The sequence below is a fragment of the Arthrobacter sp. ISL-30 genome (genome assembly GCF_018613855.1).
Lineage (GTDB): Bacteria > Actinomycetota > Actinomycetes > Actinomycetales > Micrococcaceae > Arthrobacter.
Map to the genome: position 1 here is coordinate 26670 of NZ_JAGGPK010000011.1, position 25040 is coordinate 51709.

Annotated in this window: 25 protein-coding genes and 1 riboswitch; of the genes, 11 read left to right on the top strand and 14 right to left on the bottom strand. The window is 61.7% G+C overall.

Annotated features, from left to right (window positions below):
• Window positions 1-13: 13 nt before the first annotated feature.
• Window positions 14-107, bottom strand: a riboswitch (glycine riboswitch).
• 109 nt (window positions 108-216) lie between these two features.
• Window positions 217-756, bottom strand: a complete 540-nt coding sequence (locus tag J7E82_RS04595) for a TetR/AcrR family transcriptional regulator (protein ID WP_214860887.1) — start codon at window positions 754-756, stop codon at window positions 217-219.
• A 136-nt stretch (window positions 757-892) separates the two neighbouring features.
• On the opposite strand from J7E82_RS04595, the gene J7E82_RS04600 reads away from it, so the two are divergent.
• The 4 genes from J7E82_RS04600 to J7E82_RS04615 all read left to right on the top strand — a co-directional run bounded on the left by J7E82_RS04600 (window position 893) and on the right by J7E82_RS04615 (window position 6200).
• Window positions 893-2380 (top strand): MFS transporter, encoded by a 1488-nt coding sequence (locus J7E82_RS04600; RefSeq protein WP_251041461.1) that lies wholly within the window; start codon window positions 893-895, stop codon window positions 2378-2380.
• A 173-nt stretch (window positions 2381-2553) separates the two neighbouring features.
• Window positions 2554-3600 carry a nitrilase-related carbon-nitrogen hydrolase gene (locus J7E82_RS04605; protein ID WP_214860949.1) on the top strand — a complete coding sequence of 349 codons (1047 nt, stop codon included), beginning with the start codon at window positions 2554-2556 and terminating at the stop codon, window positions 3598-3600.
• A complete protein-coding gene (locus tag J7E82_RS04610; protein ID WP_214860890.1) occupies window positions 3597-4622 on the top strand; it encodes an agmatine/peptidylarginine deiminase in 1026 nt (341 codons plus the stop codon). The genes J7E82_RS04605 and J7E82_RS04610 overlap by 4 nt, the downstream gene beginning before the upstream one ends.
• 12 nt (window positions 4623-4634) lie before the next feature.
• Window positions 4635-6200, top strand: coding sequence for an APC family permease (locus J7E82_RS04615; RefSeq protein WP_251041454.1), 1566 nt, complete (start codon window positions 4635-4637; stop codon window positions 6198-6200).
• A gap of 123 nt (window positions 6201-6323) precedes the next feature.
• Here J7E82_RS04615 and J7E82_RS04620 read toward each other — a convergent pair whose 3' ends face one another.
• The 3 genes from J7E82_RS04620 to J7E82_RS04630 form a co-directional block, all read right to left on the bottom strand.
• Window positions 6324-6872 (bottom strand): hypothetical protein, encoded by a 549-nt coding sequence (locus J7E82_RS04620; RefSeq protein WP_214860892.1) that lies wholly within the window; start codon window positions 6870-6872, stop codon window positions 6324-6326.
• Window positions 6873-7087: 215 nt separating this feature from the next.
• On the bottom strand, window positions 7088-7390 hold the full coding sequence (locus tag J7E82_RS04625) for a DUF4193 domain-containing protein (protein WP_214860899.1): 303 nt from the start codon (window positions 7388-7390) through the stop codon (window positions 7088-7090).
• A gap of 140 nt (window positions 7391-7530) precedes the next feature.
• Window positions 7531-7752 (bottom strand): hypothetical protein, encoded by a 222-nt coding sequence (locus J7E82_RS04630; protein WP_214860901.1) that lies wholly within the window; start codon window positions 7750-7752, stop codon window positions 7531-7533.
• Between the two features lie 216 nt (window positions 7753-7968).
• Between J7E82_RS04630 and J7E82_RS04635 the strand changes: the two genes are divergently transcribed.
• The 5 genes from J7E82_RS04635 to J7E82_RS04655 all read left to right on the top strand — a co-directional run bounded on the left by J7E82_RS04635 (window position 7969) and on the right by J7E82_RS04655 (window position 13927).
• Window positions 7969-9006 (top strand): LacI family DNA-binding transcriptional regulator, encoded by a 1038-nt coding sequence (locus J7E82_RS04635; protein ID WP_214860903.1) that lies wholly within the window; start codon window positions 7969-7971, stop codon window positions 9004-9006.
• A gap of 129 nt (window positions 9007-9135) precedes the next feature.
• Window positions 9136-10428, top strand: a complete 1293-nt coding sequence (locus J7E82_RS04640) for a sugar ABC transporter substrate-binding protein (RefSeq protein WP_214860905.1) — start codon at window positions 9136-9138, stop codon at window positions 10426-10428.
• A gap of 71 nt (window positions 10429-10499) precedes the next feature.
• The gene (locus tag J7E82_RS04645; protein WP_251041455.1) at window positions 10500-11513 is read left to right on the top strand and encodes a carbohydrate ABC transporter permease; all 1014 of its coding nucleotides are present in this window, start codon (window positions 10500-10502) and stop codon (window positions 11511-11513) included.
• A 1-nt stretch (window position 11514) separates the two neighbouring features.
• A complete protein-coding gene (locus J7E82_RS04650) occupies window positions 11515-12393 on the top strand; it encodes a carbohydrate ABC transporter permease (RefSeq protein ID WP_214860907.1) in 879 nt (292 codons plus the stop codon).
• A gap of 10 nt (window positions 12394-12403) precedes the next feature.
• Window positions 12404-13927: a glycoside hydrolase family 32 protein gene (locus J7E82_RS04655; protein WP_214860909.1), complete on the top strand. Its 1524-nt coding sequence runs from the start codon at window positions 12404-12406 to the stop codon at window positions 13925-13927.
• Window positions 13928-13990: 63 nt separating this feature from the next.
• Here J7E82_RS04655 and J7E82_RS04660 read toward each other — a convergent pair whose 3' ends face one another.
• The 3 genes from J7E82_RS04660 to J7E82_RS04670 form a co-directional block, all read right to left on the bottom strand.
• Window positions 13991-14626 (bottom strand): alpha/beta hydrolase, encoded by a 636-nt coding sequence (locus tag J7E82_RS04660; protein WP_214860911.1) that lies wholly within the window; start codon window positions 14624-14626, stop codon window positions 13991-13993.
• Between the two features lie 8 nt (window positions 14627-14634).
• Window positions 14635-15411, bottom strand: coding sequence for a ring-cleaving dioxygenase (locus tag J7E82_RS04665; RefSeq protein ID WP_251041456.1), 777 nt, complete (start codon window positions 15409-15411; stop codon window positions 14635-14637).
• A gap of 68 nt (window positions 15412-15479) precedes the next feature.
• Entirely contained in the window at window positions 15480-16022 is a 543-nt protein-coding gene (locus tag J7E82_RS04670; RefSeq protein ID WP_214860913.1) for a YceI family protein, read from the bottom strand.
• 195 nt (window positions 16023-16217) lie between these two features.
• Between J7E82_RS04670 and J7E82_RS04675 the strand changes: the two genes are divergently transcribed.
• Both J7E82_RS04675 and J7E82_RS04680 read left to right on the top strand, forming a co-directional pair.
• Window positions 16218-16919 carry an SGNH/GDSL hydrolase family protein gene (locus J7E82_RS04675; RefSeq protein ID WP_214860915.1) on the top strand — a complete coding sequence of 234 codons (702 nt, stop codon included), beginning with the start codon at window positions 16218-16220 and terminating at the stop codon, window positions 16917-16919.
• 78 nt (window positions 16920-16997) lie between these two features.
• The gene (locus J7E82_RS04680; protein WP_214860917.1) at window positions 16998-17531 is read left to right on the top strand and encodes a hypothetical protein; all 534 of its coding nucleotides are present in this window, start codon (window positions 16998-17000) and stop codon (window positions 17529-17531) included.
• A 65-nt stretch (window positions 17532-17596) separates the two neighbouring features.
• Here J7E82_RS04680 and J7E82_RS04685 read toward each other — a convergent pair whose 3' ends face one another.
• The 7 genes from J7E82_RS04685 to J7E82_RS04715 all read right to left on the bottom strand — a co-directional run bounded on the left by J7E82_RS04685 (window position 17597) and on the right by J7E82_RS04715 (window position 24840).
• Window positions 17597-18670, bottom strand: coding sequence for a LacI family DNA-binding transcriptional regulator (locus J7E82_RS04685; protein ID WP_214860919.1), 1074 nt, complete (start codon window positions 18668-18670; stop codon window positions 17597-17599).
• 38 nt (window positions 18671-18708) lie between these two features.
• On the bottom strand, window positions 18709-19620 hold the full coding sequence (locus J7E82_RS04690) for a carbohydrate ABC transporter permease (RefSeq protein WP_214860920.1): 912 nt from the start codon (window positions 19618-19620) through the stop codon (window positions 18709-18711).
• Window positions 19617-20498 carry a carbohydrate ABC transporter permease gene (locus J7E82_RS04695; protein ID WP_214860922.1) on the bottom strand — a complete coding sequence of 294 codons (882 nt, stop codon included), beginning with the start codon at window positions 20496-20498 and terminating at the stop codon, window positions 19617-19619. The genes J7E82_RS04690 and J7E82_RS04695 overlap by 4 nt, the downstream gene beginning before the upstream one ends.
• Before the next feature lie 45 nt (window positions 20499-20543).
• On the bottom strand, window positions 20544-21878 hold the full coding sequence (locus J7E82_RS04700) for an ABC transporter substrate-binding protein (RefSeq protein WP_214860925.1): 1335 nt from the start codon (window positions 21876-21878) through the stop codon (window positions 20544-20546).
• Between the two features lie 48 nt (window positions 21879-21926).
• The gene (locus J7E82_RS04705) at window positions 21927-23363 is read right to left on the bottom strand and encodes a GH32 C-terminal domain-containing protein (protein WP_214860927.1); all 1437 of its coding nucleotides are present in this window, start codon (window positions 23361-23363) and stop codon (window positions 21927-21929) included.
• A 76-nt stretch (window positions 23364-23439) separates the two neighbouring features.
• Window positions 23440-23823 carry a GNAT family N-acetyltransferase gene (locus tag J7E82_RS04710; RefSeq protein ID WP_214860929.1) on the bottom strand — a complete coding sequence of 128 codons (384 nt, stop codon included), beginning with the start codon at window positions 23821-23823 and terminating at the stop codon, window positions 23440-23442.
• 120 nt (window positions 23824-23943) lie between these two features.
• Entirely contained in the window at window positions 23944-24840 is an 897-nt protein-coding gene (locus J7E82_RS04715) for a DNA/RNA non-specific endonuclease (protein WP_214860931.1), read from the bottom strand.
• Between the last annotated feature and the right edge of the window lie 200 nt (window positions 24841-25040).

Consider the following 25040-nt stretch of genomic DNA (forward strand, 5'->3'; position numbering starts at 1 on the left):
TTTCCAGAGTTGCCTTGCCGCGGCGGTGCATGGGCCTGAGAGATTCCTGGGGAGGATTTGCTCCTACGGCGCCTGCCTTGCATGCAGGACTCTCCCGCCGCAGATCAAAGGCTTATTCAATTGTTTGAGGAACTGGTGACAGCTCTCACAAGTTTCAATTGTCCTATGCGGTGCGCCTCTCCGCAAATGAAGCCAGGCGGCAGGCGGCGGCGTTGCTTAGCCCCTGAGCCGCTCAAGGGCGGCGAGGAGGCTGTCGACATCGGACTTCCTTTCGCGAGAGGTCCCTCCAGGACCACCTTCCCACATGGCGTTGAAGTAGAGGCCATCACCCATATAGCGAACGGCTTTTGCCATCTCAGGACCTACATCCTTCGCCAGAAGGTCCAGCCACTGCTGCTGGATCCGTGCAAATCGCCGTCGAGTTTCCTCATGGGCCACCTCGGCAAGTCGTGTCGCCGCTACAAAGACCCTGTCGAGCGGAGTGTCGGCCCAGAGCGAGGATCTGATGAAGTAAACAGCAGCGCCCTCCTCCGCCGCGGCCATGGCCTCGATATCCGCTCCCGCCAGTCGATCCATCCGTTCAAGCAAGGAACTGATGAGCGCTTCCTTGCTCGGGAAATGGTAGAGGAGCCCGCCCTTTGACACTCCGGCGCGCCTGGCCACGGCTTCCAGGGTGGCGGCCCGCTCCCCCACCTCAATGAGCAGGGCTTCGAAGGCATCGAGCACGGCATCGCGGGCAACGGGTTTCCTAGGCATAACTCCCATCATCCCCTTTGTCCCGTCTGGATTTTAAACTGTACCGTCTGGACGGTAAAGTTATGGCTATGTTCAGCCGCCGCACAACACCCTCAATCCAGCATGTTCGCCCAACTGCCCGCCACAGCGACCTGCGCTGTGGCGCGACTGGGCTGCCCTGTCTTTGCTGATGTTTCCGGTCTTGCTGGTTGCAGTGGACAACACCGCCCTCACCTTTGCACTCCCGGCCACCGCCAGGACGCTGGATGCCGGGGGCGTTCAATTGCTCTGGATTATTGATGCGTACCCTCTCGTACTGGCCGCCTTGCTCGTCACCATGGGCAACCTTGGTGACAGGATCGGTCGCCGCCGGCTCCTGCTCATCGGGAGCACAGGTTTTGCGGCAATTTCCGTGGCAACCGCCTTCGCGACTTCCCCCGGTTTGCTCATTGCCGGACGCGCCTTGTTGGGCATCTTTGGCGCCATGCTGATGCCGTCCACCCTGTCGCTGATCCGCAACATCTTCCTGGAGCCCAACAGGCGCCGCCTTGCCGTCGCGATCTGGGCGGCGGGATTCTCCGGTGGCGCCGCACTAGGGCCGATCTTCGGCGGCTGGCTCGTCGAACAGTTCTGGTGGGGCGCAGTTTTCCTTGTGGCCGCACCCCTCCTGTTGCCGCTACTGGCGTTGGGGCCGAAGCTCATCCCCGAATCCCGCGACGGCAATCCGGGAAAGGCCGATATCGCCAGCGTTGCGCTCTCCATCCTCACCATGGCGGCCGTGGTCTACGGCATGAAGGAGGCCGCGATCCATGGCCCCGCTCTCCTGCCGGCCTTGAGTTTTGGGGTAGGCCTGGCAGCAGGAGTTGCCTTCGTTCGCCGGCAGCGGAGGCTCGAATCCCCCATGCTCGACGTTCGGCTGTTCAGAAACGCCACCTTCAGCACGTCCATCACCGCCAACGTCCTGTCGCTCTTCTCGATGACCGGATTCATCTTTTTCTTCGCCCAGCACCTCCAACTCATTGAGGGGCTGACGCCGATGCAAGCCGGCATCTCAATGATCCCTGCCCTCGTGGCCACTATGGCGGCGGGACTGCTGGTGGTACCCCTGGTCCGGCGGGTCCGCCCGGGAACGGTGGTTGCTGCCGGCCTTGCCTTGAGCGCGACCGGCTATCTTGTGGTGGCCCTCGGTAATCACGGCAACGGTCCCGGCTTCCTGCTGGCGGCCCTGCTCATCCTGGCCATCGGCGTGGGCATGGCGGAGACCATATCCAATGACCTCATCCTGGGGTCCGTTCCGGCCGGAAAGGCGGGAGCGGCGTCGGCCATTTCCGAAACGGGCTATGAATTGGGTTCGCTGCTGGGAACCGCAGTACTGGGTTCTATCCTCACGGCGTCCTACCAGCACAACCTCCGGCTGCCGGAGCAACTGTCGGAGGAGTCAGCAGGACACGCCAGTGAAACACTTGCCGGCGCCGTCGAAGCTGCTTCCACCCTTCCGGCATCCACCTCCGACGCCGTTATGGCCGCCGCCCGGACGGCCTTTGAATCGGGCATTCACATCACGGCGGCAATCAGGCTGGTACTGATGGCGACGGCGGCAGTCCTCGCCGCCGTCGTGCTCCGCCGTGTACCTGTGGCCGATTAACACAGCAAGGGGAACTTTAGCTGTACTCGACATAGGCCTGCAGGGAAGTATGCGCCCTGAGGCAACAAATGAACGAAATTCATTTACCCCCTTGCGCGAGGCCAGATCTCCCTTCATACTAAATGAACGTCATTCATTTAGTGACGATCGTCTCACTGGAGAACTCATTCATCATGATCGAAATTACTTGCCTTGGTTCCCCGGCCTCCCTGGCCCGAACAGCGCCGTCGTCCCGCCCTCCTCTGCGGGTGGGCCTTGTCCAGCATCGCTGGCACGCGGATAGCGCCGTGTTGGAGGCCGAGTTGACCGAAGGCATTGAGCGTGCCGCGAAACTGGGAGCCAGTGTTGTCTTCCTGCCCGAACTGACCCTCTCCCGCTATCCTGCGGACACCCGCCCGGCCAACGATCCGTCCGACGGCATTCGCCCCTCCGACATAGCCGAGGACCTTCTGAACGGGCCGACCTTCGCTTTTGCAGCCAATGCCGCCAGGACCTACGGCGTCACTGTGCATGCCTCCCTCTACCAGCGTGCTGAACACCCCGCTGGAATCGACGACGGCCTTGGCCTGAACACCGCCATCCTCGTCTCCCCGGAAGGGGAACTCCTGGCGCGCACCCACAAACTGCACATCCCCGTTACCGCCGGCTATTACGAGGACAAGTTCTTCCGCCAGGGCCCGGCCGCCAGCGATGCCTACGAAGTCCATGCTCCAGCAGAACTGGGCGGCGGCCGCCTCGGCATGCCCACCTGCTGGGATGAATGGTTCCCCGAACTGGCCAGGTTGTACTCCCTTGGCGGCGCCGAACTGCTCGTCTACCCGACGGCGATCGGCTCCGAGCCGGACCACCCCGACTTCGACACGCAGCCCCTGTGGCAGCAGGTGATCATAGGCAACGGCATAGCCAACGGACTCTTCATGGTCGCCCCGAACCGCTGGGGCAGTGAGGGGACCATCAACTTTTACGGCTCTTCCTTCATCTCCGACCCCTACGGCCGAGTCCTGGTACAGGCACCCCGCAATGGGTCCGCCGTCCTCGTGGCCGACCTTGACCTGGACCAGCGCAAGGACTGGCTTACCTTGTTCCCGTTCCTCACCACGCGCCGCCCGGACACCTACGCCAGGTTGACTGAGCCGGTTCGGCAGGACGCCCCTTTCGGGGGCGAGCTGGCTCCCGGGATGTCGACAGGCTCGATCACCAGTGTGCGGGTGACAGCATGACGGCCTGGCGCATGCCGGCGGAGACCGCTCCGCAGGAGCGTACCTGGATGGCTTTCCCCACGGGTGGCTACACCCTCGGCGATACCTCCGAAGAGGCTCACGCGGCACGGACCGTTTGGGCCGCCGTCGCCAATGCAGCGGTCAGGTTCGACCCGGTCACTTTGGTAGTCCACCCCGACGACGTCGAAACCGCCGCGCGTTACCTGCACCCCGACGTCGAAGTACTGACCGCCGAACTGAACGACGCCTGGATGCGGGACATCGGGCCCACCTTCGTCCTTGACAACTCCGGGAGGCTTGGCGCGGTGGACTGGGTGTTCAACGGATGGGGAGCCCAGGACTGGGCCAAGTGGGACAAAGATGCCTTGATTGCGGCTGAAGTTTCCGGCCGCGCCGGGGCCGCCCACATCGCCTCGAGCCTCGTCAACGAAGGCGGGGGAATCCAGGTGGACGGTGAAGGTACGGTCCTGGTCACGGAGACCGTGCAGCTGGATCGGGGACGCAACCCCGGCATCAGCAAGCAGGATGTGGAGAGGGAACTGGCTCGCACCATCGGCGCCACCCACGTCGTGTGGCTGCCCCGCGGACTGACCCGCGATTCGGAGAAGTTCGGCACCCGCGGCCATGTGGACATCGTGGCGGCCATCCCGTCGCCGGGCACCCTCCTGGTCCACTCCCAGCAGAACCCCGAACACCCCGATTTTGAGGTGTGCCGGGACATCATCAGCTTCCTGCGCACCACGCAGGACGCCGCAGGCCGTAGCTGGAACATCATCGAAGTTCCCGCCCCGGCTGCCCTAAAGGACGACGAAGGCTATGTGGACTACAGCTACATCAACCACCTGGTCGTCAACGGAGGAGTCATCGCGTGTACCTTCGATGATCCGATGGATGAAAAAGCCCTCCGTATTCTTGCCGATGCCTATCCGGGCCGTAGCGTCGTAGGTATTGACGCACGCGAACTCTTCGCCCGGGGCGGCGGCATTCACTGCATCACGCAGCAACAGCCTGCGGCCATCTAGAGAGGCGCTGACATGAGTCAAACATTCCACCAAGGCGGCACCGCGACAGGCAACCCGCAGGGTGCAGCCGTCGGGAGCCCTGCCCATAACATTTCCGGCAAGGGACTGAAGACGGGGCAGCTGGGGCTCCTCGCCGTCGTCGTCCTCGGAATTTCAACTATTGCCCCGGCCTACACGCTCACCAGCGCCTTGGGCCCCACCATCAACGAAGCGGGCCTGCAGTTGCCCGTCATCTTCCTCATCGGCTTCATTCCGATGATCCTTGTGTCGCTCGCCTACCGGGAGCTCAACGCCGACTCCCCGGACAGCGGGACCACCTTCACGTGGGTCACCAAGGCCTTCGGCCCCTGGGTAGGCTGGATGGGCGGCTGGGGACTCCTCGCCGCAAACATCATTGTGCTGTCCAACCTGGCGGCCGTGGCGGTGGACTTCTTCTACCTCTTCTTATCCCAGCTGTTTGGTTCACCCGAAATTGCCGAGCTAGCCGCGAACAAGCCGCTCAACGTGGCCACCTGCTTTGTATTCGTAGCGCTGGCTGTGTGGGTAAGCTACCGCGGACTGCACACCACCAAGATCGTCCAATACGGACTGGTGGGATTCCAGCTCCTTGCGCTGGGCCTTTTTGTAGCCATGGCCTTCGCAAACTGGTCAACGTCGGAGACTGCTATCCCCTTCAGCTGGGAGTGGTTCGATGTCACAAGGATTGAAACCTTCGGGCAGATCGCTGCGGGCATCTCGCTGTCCATCTTCGTTTACTGGGGCTGGGATGTGTGCCTGACGGTGAATGAGGAGACCGCGAACGGCAAGAAAACCTCCGGCATCGCGGGCACCCTGACCGCCGTCGTCGTCCTTGGTATCTATCTCCTGGTGAGCATCGCGACAATGATGTTCGCCGGCGTCGGAGACACCGGAATCGGCCTGAACAACGAGGAAAACCACGGGAACATCTTCACCGCCCTGGCCTCGCCAGTGATGGGGCCATTCGCCATCCTCATGTCGTTGGCCGTGCTCTCAAGTTCCGCGGCATCACTGCAGTCCACATTCATGTCGCCGTCGCGCAGCCTCCTGGCCATGGCCCACTACGGAGCCATGCCGAAGCCGTTCAGCCGCCTCAGCAAGCGCTTCTCGACGCCCGGCTTCGCCACTATCGCCGCCGGCGTCCTATCCGCGGGCTTCTACGCGGTGATGCACGTGATCAGTGAGAACGTCCTGAATGACACCATCTTGGCCCTCGGCCTGATGATCTGCTTCTACTACGGCCTCACCGCTATCGCGTGTGCATGGTATTTCCGCCAGAGCGTCTTCAGCAGCATACGCAACTTCCTGCTACGCCTGGCGTGCCCGCTCGCAGGCGGCATCGGGTTGTTCGTCGTGTTCGGCCAGACGGCGGTGGACAGCCTGGCGCCCGAGTTCGGGAGCGGCTCGGAAGTATTTGGAATCGGCCTGGTCTTTGTCCTGGGAGTCGGCATCCTGGCGATGGGTGCAGTGTTCATGGTGGTCATGTCCCGCCTGCGTCCCGGATTCTTCCAGGGCGAAACGATCCGCAAGGACACCCCTGCACTGGTGGTACCTGAGTAAGCTGTTGGCTCTTAAACGAAAGCCCTGAATAAACGAAGGCCCTGGCCCGGTTCGCGGGTCAGGGCCTTCGTTTGCGCTGTGCAGCTGCGTTTGCGCTGCTTCACTGGCAGGTGCGTTTAACTGTCACCAGAAGTGGGCTACATCCACCACCATGCGGGATCCGCCATCGGGTCCATCCACAGTGAAGACCCTGAAGGGAAGCCGGGCACGGACGCCCAGGCCGAAGCTTGAGTAGCCCTCATAGCTGCCGGCCGAGGCTATTTGGCGGAACGTCTGGTAACCGGAAACATTGCTCAATTCGCTCTGGTTGGCCGGGTTGTAAGTGGAGTTGTAGTTCTCGTCGTACGATGGCGCGTTCACCGTTACCCGAACGAACGCCCCTCCCCTAAGAGGAACGGTATGTCCCGAGCCCTCTTGGGCCACTGCCGGGACGTAGCGGACCGTGTAGCCAGCCACTTTCCCGTTGAGGTCGATCACCATACGGTCGAAGCATAGGTGCTGCCCGGTACGGATATTGACCACCTGGGCTGCCGCCAAATCCGGCTGTGCTTTTTCCAATGAGCCCCAGACGAGTCCGCAATACGATGTGGTGGCCGAGGCAGGTCCCGGGGCCACGAGACCAAGCCCTGCAGCCATGAGTATCGCTGCCAGCCATACGTGGATTTTTTTCATTTGGGCCACCTCCTTGACTAGCTGGATAGCTCAAGACTAGGAGCGAAAATGGCCTTAAAGGGGGTTCGTATCCGACTCGGCGCTCAACCGTTAGTGAGCCCGAAAAGGGGTCACGGAAGCGTGATTAACAGGGCTGGTTTCGGCCCGCTTTGGCCGGTTCGTAATCGCCGCATCGCCTGATCGTTACGTCCGGTAACGGGGTTGGAACAAGGCTTTTAGCCTTCGCACTCCACGCAGAACTTCAGGCCGTTCTTTTCCAATGCGATCTGGGAACGGTGGCGGACTAGGAAGCACGATGAACACGTGAATTCATCTGACTGCTCAGGGACAATGACGACAGTCAGTTCCTCACTGGAAAGATCGGCGCCCGGCAAGTCGATGCCCTCAGCTGTATCGTTCTCGTCAAGGTCGATGAGAGCAGTTTGGGCACCGGAGCCACGGGACGCCTGAAGGGCCTCCAGGGACTCAGAGGACGACTCTTCTTCAGTCTTGCGCGGGGCGTCGTAATCGGTAGCCATTGGTTTCACTTTCGTTGCTGCCCAATGCCATCTCAGGCATCTCAGTGAAGCAGTTTAGGGCATGGTACAGGCAAGCGACGAAAAATGTGTTGAACAATACAGCCGGTACCAGGAGTCGCGGAATTCCCGGAGTTCCAGGCCTATCCTGCAGTTGTTTCAGGAAGCCGGGAAGGGCGTTGAGCCAAGTGAGCGGTCGCCAATTGGTCCCGCGCAATAGTGACTCCGCTCAGGGCCGGAAGCCAGCCCCAGCGGGTGGCTTCCAGTATCCCCTCCGCCGTTTCATCCACGCACTCGTGAAAGTAGGCGGACTCGATCCAGTCAAGGACCCTGGCGCGGAGTGAGGCGAGCGCGGAAGAGATCATGGGAGAAACGGTAGCCATCCGGCGTTGAGTGGCCGTTTCTCCAATGTCACCGTCGCGTTAACTGTCGGAGAATCTACTCTTGACACGTGCAAAACGTTTTGCATAAAGTGATCCAGACAACATGCAAAACGTTTTGCAGAAGAACGCTTTGCAGTGCAGAAGAAAGCTTTGCAGAGGGACGTATTGCATAGGGGCAAGTCAACAAAGGACGAGTCAATGACGACCAAGGTAAACATCCGGGACGTGGCCAAGGCTGCCGGCGTATCCGTTACCACTGTTTCCCACGCCCTGAGCGAGACGCACCAGGCTCGAGTTAATGCCCTGACTGTGGCTCACGTGAAGGCTATAGCCGATGACCTCGGCTACGCACCGAACCGATTGGCCAGTGGATTGCGGAACCAGCGCTCCCAGATCCTCGGGCTCGTCAGCGATGAGATCACTACCACTCCCTTCGCCGGAGCAATGCTGCAGGGAGCCCAGGACGCGGCTTCGGAGCGCGGCCACCTCCTGATGGTGGTCAACTCCGGCCTGGACAACGAGCTGGAGCGGCAGGAGATCCGTGCCCTCCAGCAACATCAAGTGGACGGCATCATCTACGCGCGTATGTACCATCACATGGTGTCGGTCCCGGAAGAGCTCCGGGGAGTGCCCACCGTCCTGCTCGACGCCATTTCCGAGGATCCGAAACTGTCCTCTGTGGTGCCGGACGAGTTCGGGGCAGGCGAGTCCGCCGTCGAAGTCCTGATCGCCGCCGGGCACCGCCGGATCGGCATGATCAACAACGAGGACGATATCCCGGCTGCCCACGGGCGTTTGCGGGGTTTCCGTGAAGCTCTGGCCCGGCATGGCCTGCCCTTCCAGCCGGATCACTACCTAACAGCCCATCCGAACACGGCGGGGGGACGGGAAACAGCATTGAAGCTTCTGTCCCTGCCGGACCGACCTACCGCCCTCTTCTGCTTCAGCGACCAGATGGCCATGGGTGCATACCAAGCAGCCAATCATCTGGGGCTGAAGGTCCCTGACGATATCTCGATCGTAGGCGTTGACAACCTCGAGCTCATCGCCGGCGCACTTTGGCCGGGGCTGTCCACAATGGCACTCCCCCACTACGAAATGGGCCGTTGGGCCGTCCTAAAGCTTCTTGAGGAGATCGAGAACCCTGATGAACCCCGTGTGCACGAGGAAATCGCCTGTCCGCTCGTTGAGCGGGATTCTGTCGCCCCGCCCCCAGCCAGCCAGCCCCAAAGCTAGCCAGCCTCCCCACACCCGTATCTACCAACAAACAGGCCTGACAAAACAGGAGCGCGACCGTTGCAGCGGCCACGCTCCCCAAAGGACCTGTCCAATCCCCTCCACCCACCTGAGTAGAAAGACCGAACCATGAACACGAAGTTCACCAAGATCCTTGCGACCAGCATAGCCGCGGCCGCCCTCACCGCCACACTCGCCGGCTGCGGCAAGGGCAGCGCATCTTCCTCCAATGAAGGCTCGGGAGAGATTGCGCTGTGGACCCATAACGCCGGCAACCCTGAAGAGCTGGCCGCAGTCCAAAAGATCGTTGACTCCTACAACGGCAGCCAGGACAAGGTCAAGATCAAAATCCAGGCCTTCCCCCAGGAGTCCTACAACGACTCGATTGTGTCGGCCGCGGCAGCCGGAAAGCTTCCCTGCATCGTGGATATCGACGGGCCCAACGTACCCAACTGGGCCTGGGCCGGCTACCTCAAGCCGCTCGAACTCTCCACCGACCTCTCCACCCACCTCCCCAGCACCGTGGCGGAGTATGACGGCAAGCCGTATGCCGTCGGCTACTACGATGTGGCCCTCGCCATGATGGCACGTCCCTCCGACCTGAAGGCGGCCGGCGTCCGCACGGCAACAGTGGAGCAGCCCTGGACCGAGGAGGAGTTCCAGGACGCGCTCACCAAGCTCAAAGCCCTCGGCAAGTGGGAGTACCCGCTGGATATGGGCACAGCCGGCACCGGCGAATGGCTCCCCTACGCGTACTCTCCCTTCCTGCAGTCCTTCGGCGGCGACCTCATCAACCGCGACGGCTTCCAGAGCGCCGACGGTGTCCTCAACGGCGACAAAGCTGTCTCATGGGCCAACTGGTTCCGCGGCCTCGCTGATCAGGGCTTCATGGCCAAGAAGGGCGGCAAGGATTCCACCCAGGACTTCCTCAACAACCAGAGCGCCATCCTCTACACCGGATCCTGGGCGGCGGACAAGGCCAAGGCCGCCCTCGGCGACGACCTTGTGGTCATGCCCACCGTGGACCTCGGCGAGGGCCCCAAGATCGGCGGCGCCTCGTGGCAGTGGGGTGTGACCAGCGGCTGCCAGAACAGCGAGGCCGCCATGGACTACCTCTCGTACTCCCTCAAGCCGGAGAACGTCGCCGCGGTGGCTAAGGCCACGGGCACGATCCCAGCCAGCAATGAGGCTGCTGCCCTGATTCCGGCTTTCGCCGAGGGAGGCGCCAACCGCATCTTCATGGACTTCTCACGAGAGTACGCGGTGATGCGTCCGGAGACCCCTGCCTACCCGTTCATCGCAACCGAGTACGGCAATGCCGTCCAGGACATCCTCAACGGCGCTGATCCCAAGTCCACCCTGGACAAGGCAGTCAAGGCGATCGACGCCAACATCAAGTCCAACGGCGGCTACAAGAAGTAGCCGCCGCAGTCCGGAGGGTTGCAGGCCAAGGTGGCCGCAACCCTCCGGCCGCCCGGCCCACGGAGATTCCCATGGCAACCACTCCCCTTCCCACCCGCCGGCCTGCACCGGCCCACGTTCGGCCCGCACCGGCGTCGTCCTCAAACGGCAACAAGCGCAACGGCAGCAACGACGCCGGCAACAACCGCAGCGCGGTTCGCCGCCGTCGTCCCGGCTTCCGTCGCGAGCAACTCAGCGGCTGGGGCATGATGGCGCCGGCAGCCCTGCTGCTGCTGGCCTTCATCTTCATCCCGGCGGCGCTGGGCTTCGGCCTCGCCTTCACCAACGCCAGGCTCATCTCGCCCCGTCCCGTCGAGTTCGTCGGCGCAGACAACTTTGTCCGCCTCTTCACCGACCCCACCTTCTACCGGGCACTGCTCAACGTCGCGTACTTCGCCGTCATCGTGGTTCCCGTCCAATCCGGACTTGCCCTCTTGATGGCGCTGCTGATCAACAAGAAGTTCCGCGGCGTGAACTTCTTCCGCACCGTCTACTTCCTGCCGGTGGTCACGTCCATGGTGGTGGTTTCGCTGCTGTGGCTGTTCATGTACCGGAAAGAGGGACTGATCAACGAAGTCCTCTCCGCGATCAGCTTCGGCCTGATCAATGGCCCGGATTGGCTGGCTGATCCCAATACGGCAATGCCCGCCATCATCATCCTGTCCATCTGGCAGGCCGCCGGCTTCCATATGATCATCTGGCTAGCGGGCCTGCAGAGCATTTCCGGCGAGCTGTACGAGGCGGCACAGTTGGACGGCACCAGCCGATGGCAGCAGTTCCGTTTCGTGACCTGGCCCGGCCTCTTCCATACCCGCAGCCTGGTCCTCGTCACCATCACTATCCAGGCCCTCGGCCTCTTCGACCAGATCAGCGTCATGACCCAGGGCGGGCCCATGGATTCGACCACCACCATCATCTACGAGGCGGTCCAATCCGGGTACCGGCAGCAGGAGACCTCCTATGCGTCCGCGATCTCGCTGGTGTTCTTCGTCCTCGTCCTGATCGTCTCCGCCGTGCAGCGCCATCTCACCCGGGAGAAAGACTGACATGAAAAACCAACTCCTCTTGAAGAATGCCGGCACCATGCTCGTCAGGCTGCTGTTCGCCGTCGTCGCCGTCTTCCCGATCCTCTTCATGCTCGTGTCATCGCTCAAGCCGGACCAGCAGATCTTCGGCGACATGTCGTCCCTGGCGGCGTTCCTGCCGGTGGGCAACATTTCACTCGACAATTACGCAGCGGTATTTGACCGGGTCCCGGCCGCCCGCTTCCTGATGAATTCCATCGGCGTCTCTGCAGTCACCGTCATCCTGGGCATCTTCGTCAACAGCCTCTGCGCCTTCGCCCTGTCTCGCATGCAGGTCCGCGGGAAGCGGATCGTGTTCATGGCCATCCTGGCCACGCTGATCGTGCCCTTCCAGACCCTGGCGCTGCCGCTCGTGTGGTGGGTAAACCAGTTGCCCTACTTCGAGTTGAACGGCTTCAGCCTTGAATTCTCCAGGGGCTGGCTGGACACCTACCAGGTCCAGATCATCCCGTTCATCGCCAACGCCTTTTCCATCTACCTGTTCCACCAGTACTTCGAGTCCATCCCCAAGGAACTGGATGAGGCCGCGCGGATCGACGGCGCCGGCTGGTTCAAGATTTACCGGAAGGTGGTCATGCCGCTATCAGGACCCGCCACTGCCACCGTGGCGATCCTGACCTTCCTGCCAGCCTGGAACTCCTACCTCTGGCCCCTCATGGTGGTCCAGTCCGAGGAGCTCCGGCCTGTGATGATCGGCATCCAGTACTTCTTCCAGCTGAACGTCTCCTGGGGCGAAGTGATGGCCTACGCGTCGCTGATCACGGTCCCGGTTGTGGTGCTCTTCATCGCGTTCCAACGTTCATTCATCAACAGCATCGCCTCCAGTGGCGTGAAGGGCTAGGACAGTGAATTTGACCGCGACAACGACGGCGGCCGCACCGGCTGGAGCGCCGTCGCCGGAGCGCTTTCGGCCTGAATACCACTACAGCGCCGAGCGCAACTGGCTCAATGACCCAAACGGCCTGGTGTTCGTCAACGGCACGTACCACCTCTTCTACCAGCACAACCCCTTTGGCAGTGAGTGGGGGAACATGTCCTGGGGACACGCCACATCCCCGGACCTGCTGCAGTGGCAAGAGCAGCCAGTGGCCATCCTTTGCGATGATCAGGAAGCCATCTTCTCCGGTTCCGCAGTGTTCGACGAGCACAACACCAGCGGCCTGGGCACCACCGGGAACCCGCCGCTGGTTGCGATCTACACCAGCGCCTACAGCGATGCTTCACCGCTGGCCGGCAGGCAGGCCCAATCGCTGGCGTACAGCCTGGACGAGGGCAGGACATGGACCAAGTACTCCGGCAACCCGGTGCTGGACCGAGCCTCGGCTGACTTCCGGGACCCTAAGGTGTTCTGGTACGACGGCACCGCAGGCAGTTACTGGGTGATGGTTGCCGTGGAGGCAGTCCAGCGTGAGGTGGTGCTGTACAAGTCCACGGATCTCATGGCCTGGGAGTATCTCAGCACGTTCGGACCCGCGAACGCCACGGGTGGGGTCTGGGAATGCCCAGACCTCTTCGAACTGCCCATAGACGGTAAACGTGAGGCCATGAAATGGGTCCTCGTGGTGAACCTCAGTCCCGGTGGCATTGCCGGCGGCTCGGGCGGACAGTACTTCGTCGGAGAGTTCGACGGGGTGAAGTTCCGGTCCGAGTCGACCGTCACCGAGGGACTGCAGACCGACGACAGCAGGATGCGCGAGTACAGCTGGCTGGACTGGGGCCGTGACTACTACGCCGCAGTTTCCTTCAGTAACGTCCCAGACGGCCGACGGATCATGATCGGCTGGATGAGTAACTGGAATTACTCCGCCCAAACGCCCAGCGAGGGTTGGCGCAATTCGATGTCATTGCCGCGGGAAGTAACCCTTACTCGGCAAAACGGGGCACTTATGCTGCGGCAGCACGCCGTCGATCCCTTCAACGGTCCGGGCTTCCGCAACTTCCAACGTGGGCCGCAGCCACTTGCTTCCGGCGCAGTGGAGCTCGTGGGTGCTCCCGGGGAAGTGGCAAGGATCGACGCCGAAATCGAGCCCGGCCGGGCCACCAGAGTCGGCTTGCTGCTGAAGGCCGGCGACGGCGAGCAGACCGTCCTTTCCTACGACGTCGCCGAGGGTGTGCTCCGCCTGGACCGCCGGGAGTCGGGGAACATGGGTTTCCACGAGGCATTCCCCTCGATCGAGAGCGTGGCCGTGCCGCTTGAAAACGGGCGGCTCCGGCTGCAGGTGTACCTCGACCGGTGCTCTATTGAAGTCTTCGCCCATGATGGACGGGCTACGATCACGGACCTCGTGTTCCCTTCGGAGTCCAGCACCGGCGTCGGGATCTTCGCGGAAGGCGAGGGGGCCCGCCTCCTGGCTCTCAACATCAAAGGCCACTGACTCCCGCCGTCGGCCTCAGGCGGAATGGCCTGATCCCGCCGCTTGGCCTGATCCCGCCGCGGCCTACGCCAAGCCGGCCAGCCAGTTCCGGGCAGCCTCCAGGTCTGGAGGCTGGATGCCGTGGCCGCCAGGGCGCAGCAGCTGATCGACTGCTGCGCCTTGGCGTTTAAGTTCGCCCAGGAGCTTGGTGACGCTCGCGATCGGCGCCATCGGATCCGCGTCACCGTTGAGGACCAGGAATCGGCTGCCCTCCAATTCGACGGCACTGGTCCGCTCCCCCAGCGGATACATGCCCGAGAAGGCAACCACCCGATTCAGCGACTGAGGATGCAGCATGGCCGTCGCGAGTGCGATGTTCGCACCGTTGGAGAAGCCGACGGCGACAATTTTCCGGTCGCCGATCCCATAGCTACTGCGGGCGTCGTCGATGAACGCGGCGAGTTCGCCCGCGCGGAGGATGACATCGTCGACGTCGAACACTCCCTCCGCATGACGGCGGAACCAGCGCAACATGCCGCTCTCTTCCACGCGGCCCCTGGGGGCCAGTACTCCGGCCGCTGGCTGAAGCCGGCCGGCGAGGGAAGCGATATCACGTTCGTTGCTTGCTGTCCCGTGCAGCATCAGCAGCACCGGTGCGTCCTCGTCACCGGGACGAAACAGGTGTGGCCAGGTGTCTATGACAGGGCGGGTGGAGGTCATCTGTGCTCCTACCGCTCGGCCACGGCGGGGTTGTTTTCACCGGGGACCTGGATCCGCGCGACAGAGGCCTCAATGGCCTCACGCGTGGGCTCCAGCCACGGCGGGAGCTTCAGGGACCGGCCGAGCTCAAGCAGCGGCTCGTCGACATTGAAACCGGGGGTATCGGTCGCAATCTCGAACAGCACACCGCCCGGCTCGCGGAAGTAGATGGAGGTGAAGTATTGCCGATCCAGTATGGCGGTAACGGCAAAACCGCGGTCTACCAGGTCCTGCCGCCAGAGCTCCTGCGTGGCCTTGTCCGGGACGCGGAAGGCGATGTGATGGACAGTGCCTCCCGCAACCAGGCCGCGGGGTGCCTTCGGGTCGGCAACAACATCAACAATGTTTCCGGCGCCGCCGTCTCCGGCAGCGAGTCGCGTCCGGTCCGCCGTCTCGCCGATGATGCGGAGCCCGAGATCGTCGGTCAGCACGCGGACGGTCCGTTCCGGATTGGCGACGGTAAGCACGGATGAATGCTGGCCGCGCACTGCGTACTCTGCGGGAACGGAGGCGGAGTCCCACGGGTTGCGCGGGTCCGCCGTCGAGGAGGCAATCAGGTCAAGCTGCAGCCCGTCCGGATCCTTGAGCGAAAGCCGCTCTTCGTCAGGCGAGACGCGGCTAATGGACGAGTCCACCCTCAAGGCCTTGAAGTGGTTCTGCCACCAGCCCAGCGTCCCCTCCGGTACTGAAAAGGCAGTGGTGGTGGACTGACCGGAACCGGCAAGTCGCTTGATCTGCAGGATCAAGGGTGCATATCGTCCGTCGTCGGCCGACAGCAGGATGGCTGACGGCCGACGGCGGTGGACGGCTTCCGTCAGTTGGCGGACTGGACGAAGGCGGCATCTACGGTAATGGTGACCTTGTCGCCGACCAGGACTCCGCCGGCTTCGAGGGCAGCATTCCAGGTGATGCCAAACTGCTTGCGGGAAATGACGGTGGAGGCTGAGAATCCTGCGCGAGTAGCGCCGAAGGGGTCAACCGCAGCGCCGCCGAACTCGACGTCGAACTCCACCGGAAGGGTTGTGTCCTTGATGGTGAGGTCGCCAACCAGGGTGAACTGCTCCGCAGAACCACGAGCGCCGGTGGAACGGAAGCTCATGTGCGGGAACTGCTCGACGTCGAAGAAGTCCGGGCTCTTGACGTGGGCGTCGCGGTTGCTGTCCTTGGAGTCGAAGGATGCAGTGCTGATGGTGGCATTGACCGACGACGCGTCGAGTGACGGGCCAATCACCAAGGTGGCGTCGGCGTCTGTGAACTGGCCACGGACCTTGCTGATACCCGCGTGACGGACGGCGAAGCCGATCTCCGAGTGAGCGAGGTCGAGGTTCCAGGTTCCGGGAGTGAGCTGAGCTGACATGGTGTTTCCTCCTGTTGATCTTTGGGTAAATGCTGCGATACATGCATTTGCATCTATCTTGGAGGAGGTTAGTTGAAATGTCAAGTGATGCTTCAAGTATTATTTCGTCCGGTGACTCCACGGTCTTTCCCGAGTAGGCAGAGCCCCCGGATTCTGGGTCTTTGCCGCCTTTCCTGACGCCCTTACTGTGGCGTTATGGCAACCACGCATCCTGAGCTTGCCCGCCCTGGGCACGTAGTCCTGTTGGGTGATTCAATTTTCGACAACGCTGCCTACGTCAACGGCGGTCCTGATGTCGCCGCCCAGTTGCGGCGGGAGCTTCCTCCTGACTGGAAGTGCACCCTCCTGGCCTTGGATGGGGACGTCATTGCCGGCGTCGCCCGTCAACTTCATTCTGTTCCACGGGATGCAACCCATCTTGTGGTGAGCGTGGGTGGAAACGATGCCCTCGGATATGCCCCGTTGCTGCAGGAACAGCCATCCTCCGTGACGGAGGCGCTCGCTATCCTCGGCAACGCCCAGGACAATTTTGCCGCCAGTTATTCGGCCATGTTGACGGCGGTGGTTGCGCAAGGATTGCCCGCTGCCGCATGCACTATCTATGACACTCGCCCTTCGGAGCCCGGCCAGCGGGTCATCAGGGCCGCCCTCTGCCTGTTCAACGACTCAATTACCAGAGCGGCTTTTTCCCTAGGTGCCGCCCTTATAGACCTGCGGCTCATCTGCACGGAGGACAGCGACTACGCCAATCCGATCGAACCGTCCGCACAAGGTGGGCGAAAGATCGCCCAGGCCATCGCTGCCCTTGTAGAGGCTGGATCTGTGAGTCAGGGTTCCATCGTTGTCGCCGGAGGGTCAGTCGGAACCTTCCGTCCTTCCCTTGAGGGGCTGGAGTAAGAATGGTTAAGCATGAGGCGACACAAGATCACGTAGCCTCATGGCCAATTAGCCCTGGTGACGGAGGCGGCGACGGCTGTGGATATCCTGATCGGCGTAAGCGCGGAATGGTTTGACGCCATAACTTGGATCTCGGCGATCTTCAGCGGCTTGCTGCTGTTTTTTTGGCGGCCTCGTCGTCTCGATTTGGCTGCTCTCGGATCCGTGATCGTCTTCACGGTTGCCAATATTGGAGCCGGTATCTACGTTTTGTACCATCTTGGGGATGCTCGTTGGGGTGGTGGGGCAGAGAACAAACTTAGCGCTCCGTCGTTATCTGATACCCCCGTTGTCGGACGGTTTATGGAACCTCTCGACGCGCTCATGAGCGGAGTAGTTGGCAGCATCAATGAGTTCATCGCCTTTAGGGCAGCTCTTCCTGTTGCTTTGGATTTCTTCGCGGCAGCCGGCTGGGCAATGCTCATCTCCCTTCCCTTGGCGCTGCTCGCACTGATCTTCAGCTACATCGAGGCAAAACGACGAAATGTCGAATTCAACAGGTACAAGCTCCAGGTTGAAGAGCTCAGTGGTGAGCTTGATGAGATCAGGCGCCACCTTGGCTACCCGAATTGAGGCTAGGCCGCCTGTATCGAAGCAAGGCATGGCTGCCCTGGAAGGCCGGCGCGAAAGGCGGCCGCTTACGCGGGTGCTTGCACGCGTACGGAAGTTCTCTCCACGGTGGGACAGTTGATCTTCACGGCGGTATTTGATGGCGCCTCTTCGAGGCCCAGAAGCATTCGCACCCCCGCTGCTCCAAGTTCGTAGTGCGGAAGGGAGACAGTGGAAAGCGGGGGCCGGAGATGGGCCGCGATCACTTCCTGATTGTCGAAACCCACCACCGCCATGTCGTCCGGGATGGACAAGCCGTGGTCGCGTAGCCCATCGTAGAGGCCCATCGCCATTCTGTCGTTGTAGCAGTACACGGCTGTGACGTCGCGCTTGAGGAGTTCGGGTGTCGCCTCATATCCGCCTTCCTGGTCCGGGTAGGCTTCCATGACCAGTTCCGGGTCAAGCGGGATGCCTGCGGCCTCCAGCGCTTCCTTGTAACCCTCGAGGCGTCCATCCTTGGCCGGGGCCGGGATGGTGGCGTTAATGAAAGCTATGCGCCGGTGGCCATGCCGCAGCAGGATTTCTGTGGCCGAGCGACCACCTTGGGCCTCATCGGGTACGACGGCCCGCGTGCCCGGCTCAGTGGAGAAACAGTTGACGAGGACGAAATCCGCTTCCCGGAGTGACTCAGGTATTTCCGTCGGGCGGTGAAACCATGTTGAGTAGAGGATGCCTCGCACCTTGTACTCGAGCATCATCGAGATGGCGTCTTTTTCGAGGTCACCGTTTCCTTCGGTGTTGGCGATCAGGAGTGCATAGCCATGTCTCCATGCCTCATCCTGGGCGCCGTGGATGATCTGTCCCGCGAAGGGAGTGGTCGCGATGGCGTCGGCGACCAGTCCGATGAACCGGGAGCTGCCGCTAACAAGCGTTTTGGCCATGGCGTTGGGCCGATAGCCCAAGTCCTTGATCGCGTCCCGCACGCGTTTCCGGGTCTGGACAGAGATTCGGGCGTCCTTCTTGTTGTTAACAACCAAAGAAACTGTGGCGGTGGAGACGCCGGCAGCTTCGGCTACTTCACGCAGGGTGACGGGATGGCCGCGCTCGGGTTTCAGGAACGCCGCCGCAACCGGTTCACCCGAACTTTTCTCCTTCGAAACCATTTGCCCTCCTTCAGGAGTATATCCACCTGCTGTTGCCGTCATCCCTTGGTCGCCCCGCTCTCCAGGCCTTGGATCATTGCCTTGTTCAGCACGAGGAAGACCAGCAGCAGTGGAGTGATAGTGATGCAGACGGCGGCGAACGTTGCCGTCCAATCGACCTTGCCCATGGCCCCTATGTAGTTCTGCAGGCCCAGGGGGATGGTTTTAAGTTCCTCTGACAGGACGAAGGTGTTGGCGAAGATGAAGTCGTTCCAGATGAAGATGCTGTTGACCAGCACGACTGTCACGACGGTGTTCACCGAAAGGGGCAGGGTGATTAGTCCAAAGATCCGGTAGGGTCCTGCTCCGTCCAGGGATGCGGCCTCGTACGTTTCCCGGGGGATGTATTCGAAGAACGAGGAGAAGAGATAGACGGACATCGGCAGGGAGAAGCCGGCCAGCGGAATGATCATGGACTGGTAAGTGTCGAGCAGGTTCACTGTGGAGTAGTCGATGAACAGGGGAACCAACGCGATCTGGACAGGAACGATGATGCCGATCAGGAACAGTCCGCGGACCAGGCGGCTGAGTCGGAAGCCGAGGACCTGGATCGCGTACGCGGCCATCATTCCGAGCAGCACGATCAGGATGTTTGCGCCCATTGTGACGATGAAGCTGTTGAGGATGTTCCGGCCGAGATCTCCGGTTTCGAACGCCCGGGCGTAGTTTTCCCATGTGAGCGATTTGGGCAGGGCGAAAGGGTCTCCGGTGGCGAAGTCGTGTTCGTCGCGCAGGCTTGTCAGGAAGAGCCAGGCGAGGGGGTAGACCTGCACGATGACGATGATCGCGATCAGAGCCCTTGAAAGTGCCCTATGAACGCTGGGCTTGCGTCGTCTGCGGAGGGGCGGTCGGCCGCTGTCGCTTGGCGGGGTTGTCACAGTCCGGGCTATCGGTGCTGCTGGCGCGGTCATGCGTCCGCCTTTCGTTTGAGCATGAGGAGGATGAGACCGACGGCGACCAGGCACTCGATGACGATGAAGACCGAGATGGTGCTGGCGTATCCGAAGTCGGTGCTCGTGAACGCTGTTTTATACATGTAGGTGGTAAGCAGTTCGGAGGATTGGCCGGGGCCGCCGTTGGTCATGAGGTAGGGGATGTCGAATCCGCGCAAGCCGTAGGTGGTTGCCATGATGGTGGTCGTGATCCAGACCGGCCGGATGTAAGGGAAGCGGATCTTGGTGAACAGCTGCCACCGCGAGGCGCCATCCAGGCGGGCGGCTTCCTCGAGCTCTTTCGGAACAGCCAGCAGGGCCGCGTAGATGATGAGCATGTACAGGCCGGTGAACCGCCATCCTTCCGGTGCTGACACGGCCGCGAGCACGGTATTGACGTCGGAGAGCCAGGCTTTTTCCAGGCCGCCGAAGCCAATCCAATGCAGGAGCTGGTTGAGCAGGCCTACGGGCTCAATGGAGTAGATGCGGACGAAGAGGAAGGCGATGGCCACGGTGGAGATCACGGCCGGCAGCAGGTAGAGGGTCTTGATGAGCTCGGCGCCGCGGCGCAGCGAGGTGAGCAGGCTGGCGACGAACAGCGCGCCTCCAAGCTGCAGGACCAGGCAGATGGCGAGGTAGCCGAGGGCGTTTAAGAAGGAGCGCCAGAAGATGTCGTCCCCAGTGAGCATGCGCACGTAGTTCGCCAGACCGACGAATTCCATGTCGCTGATGCCGTTCCAGGAGAAGAAGCTGAGGAACAGGGACTGCATGATGGGGAAGAGAACTGCGACGCCATACAGCAGCAGGGGCGGGAGCAGGAAGACCAGGACTGAGAGTCGTGACCTGTTGGGAAGCATGGTGGGGCCTTTCGGATGGGGGGCCTGAGCCCCCCACCGCTGGGGTTACTTGAAGAACTTTGGGGCGTTCTGCACGACGGTGCTGTCCATCGTGCTGATGAACTGCTCGGGCGTGATATTGCCCTGGACGAGGAGCACGAGCTCCTGCTGCAACCTGCCGTTAGTGGTCGGGTCCAGCTGGGTGTCCCACGGCATGGCCTGCTTGTCCCCGAGGTCATTGGCCTTCTCAAGGGCCTTCTTGTACAGGGGGGTGGCATTGGCAGGGACGACTGTCTCCACATTGGTGGTCGGGGAAAGCGCACCAGTAGCTGCATATTCGGACGGGTACTTCTCCAAGGCGAACTTCAGGAAGTCGCTCACAAGCGGGTCATACGTCCTGGAATTCACGGCCATGCCGATGCCGGACGGGGAGACGAATTCGTTGGCCGCGGTGACAGATCCTTCGGTTGTGGGGAGGGTGAAGAAGTCGATGTCATCCCTGACTGCGGGATTCAGCTTGTCCGTAGCAAGGCTGGGCAGTTCCCAGGTGCCGATGTTGTACATGGCTGCTTGGCCGGACGTGAATTGGTTCTGGGCGTCCGAGTAGCCCTGCGAGGAGAAGCCGTCCTGGAAGCACTTGGCCTTACCGAGCGCTGCCATCCACTGAACTGCCTTCTGGCCGGCGGGGTCGGAGAACTTCGCTTCGCCCTTCTTCAGCTTCTGGATGAACTCCGGTCCGGCCTGCCTGAACGGCTGGTAGGCGACATACCGTTCCAGCGGCCACTGGTCCTGCCCGTCGATCGCGATCGGGGTGATGCCGGCGTTGCGCAGGGCGCTGCACATGGCCGGGACGTCATCCAGGGACTTCGGGACAGACACCCCAGCCTTCTGCAGCAGGGCTTTGTTGTACCAAATGAACTCCAGCTCGAACTGGAACGGGATCATGTGCAGCGACCCGTCGTCGAACCGCTGATAATCCAACGCGCCGGGCCGGTAGCTGTCGTAGACGCCAAGTGACTTGAGCAGCTTCTCGGCGTCGACCATTTTGCCTTGCTTGGCCAGCTGCTGGGCGAAGGGTGTCGCGTCGGTATCGAAGAGTTCGGGGAGCTTGTTCGCGGCGGCGAGGGTCTCAAGCTTCTGGATATAGGAGGGCCTGTCCGGAGTTGTGATCAGGTTCAGTACGAACCCCGGATGGTCTTTGGCGTAGTCGTCCGCGAGCTTCTTCATGATGTTGATGACGGCGCCGTCGGCCGGGCGGGACAGCAGCCACGATATTTCCCGTGGCTTGATTTCCCCGGTAGGGCTGACGTTGGAGGGGTCGCTTGCCCCTCCGCCGCCGCAGGCTGCCAGGGCCAAGGCAGTTACAGCTGCCACGGCGGCTGTTCGGAACAGTTTTTTCATTGCGGCAATCTTCCTTGATTGGAACGGAGGAGTAAGGGTGATGGATATTCAGTTGTCGGTGCGCTTACGTATCTGAAGTTCGGTGACACTGACGGATCCTTCGCCTGCGAAAACGCCGATCCGTCCATCGGCAAGGTCATAGATCCTCGTGCTGAGGGCCACCTGCCTGTCCACGACGACGACGCAGAGGTCGCCGTCCACGATGACTTCAAGGGTGTGTTCACCTGGGGTCACGTCGCAGGGTCGTTCCAATTCGATCTCGAACGGAACATCGCCCGACACCTGCCACTGCATGTCGCCGGTGGCAACGCGGGGCCACCGGTCGAAGACAAGCCGGCCTCTTTTCGGCTCCAGGCGGAGGATGTAGGACCGATCGCCGTCGGCACTGGAGCGCAGCAGCAGGCCGCACTCAGTGGTATTTGGTTCGATCTGCAGCACCGCTCTTGCATAGAACTGCCCGGGCAGATCCTCGTCCGACACCAGCGCCATGTATCCGTCCGGAACAACCAGGGATGCCGGGAGCGGTCGGTCTAAGGTGGTTGGGACTTCCTCCCAGAAGCTGTCAACGAGCTCATTGGCAAACGAGAATGCGAGGGTACCGTCCGGATTCTGGCGCCCTTCGAGCACTGACATGGTGCCCGCCCACTGCCAGGCACCGTCGTCGCGATTGTCCTCCTTGCTGGCGATCCAGCCGAAGAAGAAGCGGCGCCCGTCCCGTTCGGCGGTCTTGGAGGCATAGAAGGCGCGTCCGTCGATGCTGTCCAGGTCCGGTACGATCCACGGGCCGTTGGGGCTCTTGGACATTCGGTAGCGGGTGGTGAAGGACTCGGAGAACTCCGAGTAGACCATGTACCACCAGTCGCCCCAGGCGAAGACGTCAGGGCATTCATGGGTGATGTATCGTCGCGGATCCCAAAACGGCTCCGTGTGCGTCCAGTTCATCAGGTCACTCGACACGCACTGGGCGATGACACCGCGACGGCGTTCCGGTCCCGCAGCATGCCGTGCGGCCAGGAGCATCCGCCACTGCCCGACATCCCCGTCACGAAAAACGAACGGATCCCGCCAATCGCCTGACTCGTACGCCTCGGGGGCGCCGAACGTCAGCTCGGGATGCTTGGCCCAGGTCTTCATCCCGTCGGTGCTGGTGGCATGCATGACGAGCTGTAGCGGAGCTCCGTCCGGGCCGAGGTTCCGCGGGTTCTGTCCCGTGTAGAACAGGTGGTGAACGCCGGATTCGTCGCACACGATGCTTCCCGTGTAGGCGTTGAAGTCCAAGTCCTTCTCACCGCCATGATGCAGGGCAACGCCATGATCTTCGAACTGAATGAGGTCCTTAGTGGTAACGAGGTGCCAGGACGTCCCGGGCTTCGGGTCGCTGCGGAGCTCGTGGAGGTAAAAGAGCCAGAACTCCCCGTCCTTCTCGAAAGGGATAAGGTCTCCGACCCATCCGTCGGCGGGCTGGAAGAAGACTGAACGATTCATCTGCGCTGATGTCCATTTCTGCTAAAGCGTTTGATCACGACAAAAGTAGCGTTAATTCTGACGTTGATCAAGCGTTTTAGCAAAGTAAAAATCCAGAGCTCAAGCGTTTAATCTGAAGCGAAAAACAGCGCGGTTTTCGTTCAGTCGTTGACCGAGTCCACCAGCCGGAACATCCGGTCATGTCACCCATAGTGAAGCCGGCTCGCTGGTAAAGCGGCAGGGCAGCCTCGGCGGCGAACAATCCGACGAATGCAGATGCGGGCGCTGTGCGTGCCACATGACCCATAAGCCGGTTCAGCAGTGCTCTCCCGACTCCCTGGCCTTGGCAGGAGGGTAGGACAGCGAGGTCCTGGACGTAGAAATACTTCACTCCGTCCCCGACCAAACGACCCATGCCGATGACCTGATCGCCGTCCATGGCGACGACCCCTGCCAATGATCCGGCCAGGGATGCAGGCATGGTCTCCCGGCGAAGGCTTCGGACCAGCCCACGGCTTCGGCCAGGCGTTGATGCTCGACCAGGGTGGGGAGTCGGTCAATGAGACTGAACCCAGCCGAGCTCAGTGAGCGGAAAGAGACATCAGTCATTTAGGTCGAAATCGAGGTCGAGGTCCTCCGGTATGTGCAGGCGGCGCCACGTTGATGCCACGCGGGCGGTCGGAAGGGTGGACGCAATGGGCATGCGGTCGACGGCCACAAGTTGCGCGAGGTCGAGGCCTGTCAGTGAGGCAATGTCCCTGATGGGCACCTGGAAGGTGCGGAACGGTCCGAGCGGCGGGGCCTCGTCGACCGCTCCGGGACGGGGCACGTCGGGGAGATCGGCCAGTTGGGGTGTCTGGTCCACGACATATCCGGTGGCAGCCAATGTCCGGTCCTGGAGGAAGGCAGCGACTTTGAAGAAGCGCAGCGGAATATCCACTCCCCGGTAGACCGGGTCGGCGTCGCTGAAGATGGGCCCCGTGAAGATGACCAGTCGGCGGCCGTGGTCGGCCGCGTGCTCGAGCAGGTAGGACTCCATCCCCAGCCACAGGTCCAGTCCCTGGTTGAACTTCGCGGCCTGGGGCGCCGCATTCGTGTAGTGGAAGGTGTCCTCATTCGCTTGGGCAGCCTCTTCCCGTGTGTCACCCCACACAGCCGATGCGCGACGCACCAAATGGCCGCGGTCGATGTCGTTGCGGGCGTAAACCCTTTCGCCGGTCTGCTGGTCCGCATCAAGCCGGGGATCCAGCCGCCACTTGATCCCGGACCGGTCCAGGTCCATCAGCTTTTCGCCGTCGATGCCGAGACCGGTGACTGCGGCAAGGCGTTTATCCAGGCGCATGAGCACCGAGAAGTGCGTGTACGGAAGCAAAGCTGTTTCGACGTCGTTCAGTGTTGGCAGAGCAACGGAAGGACCAAGGAACTGTTCATCGAAACCGGTCCGGCCCGAAAGCTCCGCAAGGGAAGACGATTGCGTGGTCGCCAAGACTTCATCCATTCGCGGACACTATCAGTGAGAGGTGACAACCAGATGAACCCTTCCGCACAAAAGGGTGACGGGCTTGGAACCGTCCAGACCGGACGCCATGCTGATCCCGGGCCCTGGCCGACTCAAATATTTATCCCAGGCCACCACCAGCCACAGCCCGAGTACGAGAATCAGGCTGGAAAGTATTGTGATCCAAAGACTTATGGCGC

Coding starts and splice junctions, on each gene's coding strand:
- J7E82_RS04705 (WP_214860927.1), bottom strand. CDS start 23,363: ATGAATCGTTCAGTCTTCTTCCAGCCCGCCGACGGATGGGTCGGAGAC.
- J7E82_RS04620 (WP_214860892.1), bottom strand. CDS start 6,872: ATGAAAAAAATCCACGTATGGCTGGCAGCGATACTCATGGCTGCAGGG.
- J7E82_RS04700 (WP_214860925.1), bottom strand. CDS start 21,878: ATGAAAAAACTGTTCCGAACAGCCGCCGTGGCAGCTGTAACTGCCTTG.
- J7E82_RS04710 (WP_214860929.1), bottom strand. CDS start 23,823: ATGCCTGCATCCCTGGCCGGATCATTGGCAGGGGTCGTCGCCATGGAC.
- J7E82_RS04690 (WP_214860920.1), bottom strand. CDS start 19,620: ATGACCGCGCCAGCAGCACCGATAGCCCGGACTGTGACAACCCCGCCA.
- J7E82_RS04685 (WP_214860919.1), bottom strand. CDS start 18,670: ATGGTTTCGAAGGAGAAAAGTTCGGGTGAACCGGTTGCGGCGGCGTTC.
- J7E82_RS04630 (WP_214860901.1), bottom strand. CDS start 7,752: ATGATCTCTTCCGCGCTCGCCTCACTCCGCGCCAGGGTCCTTGACTGG.
- J7E82_RS04610 (WP_214860890.1), top strand. CDS start 3,597: ATGACGGCCTGGCGCATGCCGGCGGAGACCGCTCCGCAGGAGCGTACC.
- J7E82_RS04670 (WP_214860913.1), bottom strand. CDS start 16,022: ATGTCAGCTCAGCTCACTCCCGGAACCTGGAACCTCGACCTCGCTCAC.
- J7E82_RS04615 (WP_251041454.1), top strand. CDS start 4,635: ATGAGTCAAACATTCCACCAAGGCGGCACCGCGACAGGCAACCCGCAG.
- J7E82_RS04605 (WP_214860949.1), top strand. CDS start 2,554: ATGATCGAAATTACTTGCCTTGGTTCCCCGGCCTCCCTGGCCCGAACA.
- J7E82_RS04660 (WP_214860911.1), bottom strand. CDS start 14,626: ATGACCTCCACCCGCCCTGTCATAGACACCTGGCCACACCTGTTTCGT.
- J7E82_RS04675 (WP_214860915.1), top strand. CDS start 16,218: ATGGCAACCACGCATCCTGAGCTTGCCCGCCCTGGGCACGTAGTCCTG.
- J7E82_RS04645 (WP_251041455.1), top strand. CDS start 10,500: ATGGCAACCACTCCCCTTCCCACCCGCCGGCCTGCACCGGCCCACGTT.
- J7E82_RS04595 (WP_214860887.1), bottom strand. CDS start 756: ATGCCTAGGAAACCCGTTGCCCGCGATGCCGTGCTCGATGCCTTCGAA.
- J7E82_RS04695 (WP_214860922.1), bottom strand. CDS start 20,498: ATGCTTCCCAACAGGTCACGACTCTCAGTCCTGGTCTTCCTGCTCCCG.
- J7E82_RS04625 (WP_214860899.1), bottom strand. CDS start 7,390: ATGGCTACCGATTACGACGCCCCGCGCAAGACTGAAGAAGAGTCGTCC.
- J7E82_RS04635 (WP_214860903.1), top strand. CDS start 7,969: ATGACGACCAAGGTAAACATCCGGGACGTGGCCAAGGCTGCCGGCGTA.
- J7E82_RS04715 (WP_214860931.1), bottom strand. CDS start 24,840: ATGGATGAAGTCTTGGCGACCACGCAATCGTCTTCCCTTGCGGAGCTT.
- J7E82_RS04640 (WP_214860905.1), top strand. CDS start 9,136: ATGAACACGAAGTTCACCAAGATCCTTGCGACCAGCATAGCCGCGGCC.
- J7E82_RS04650 (WP_214860907.1), top strand. CDS start 11,515: ATGAAAAACCAACTCCTCTTGAAGAATGCCGGCACCATGCTCGTCAGG.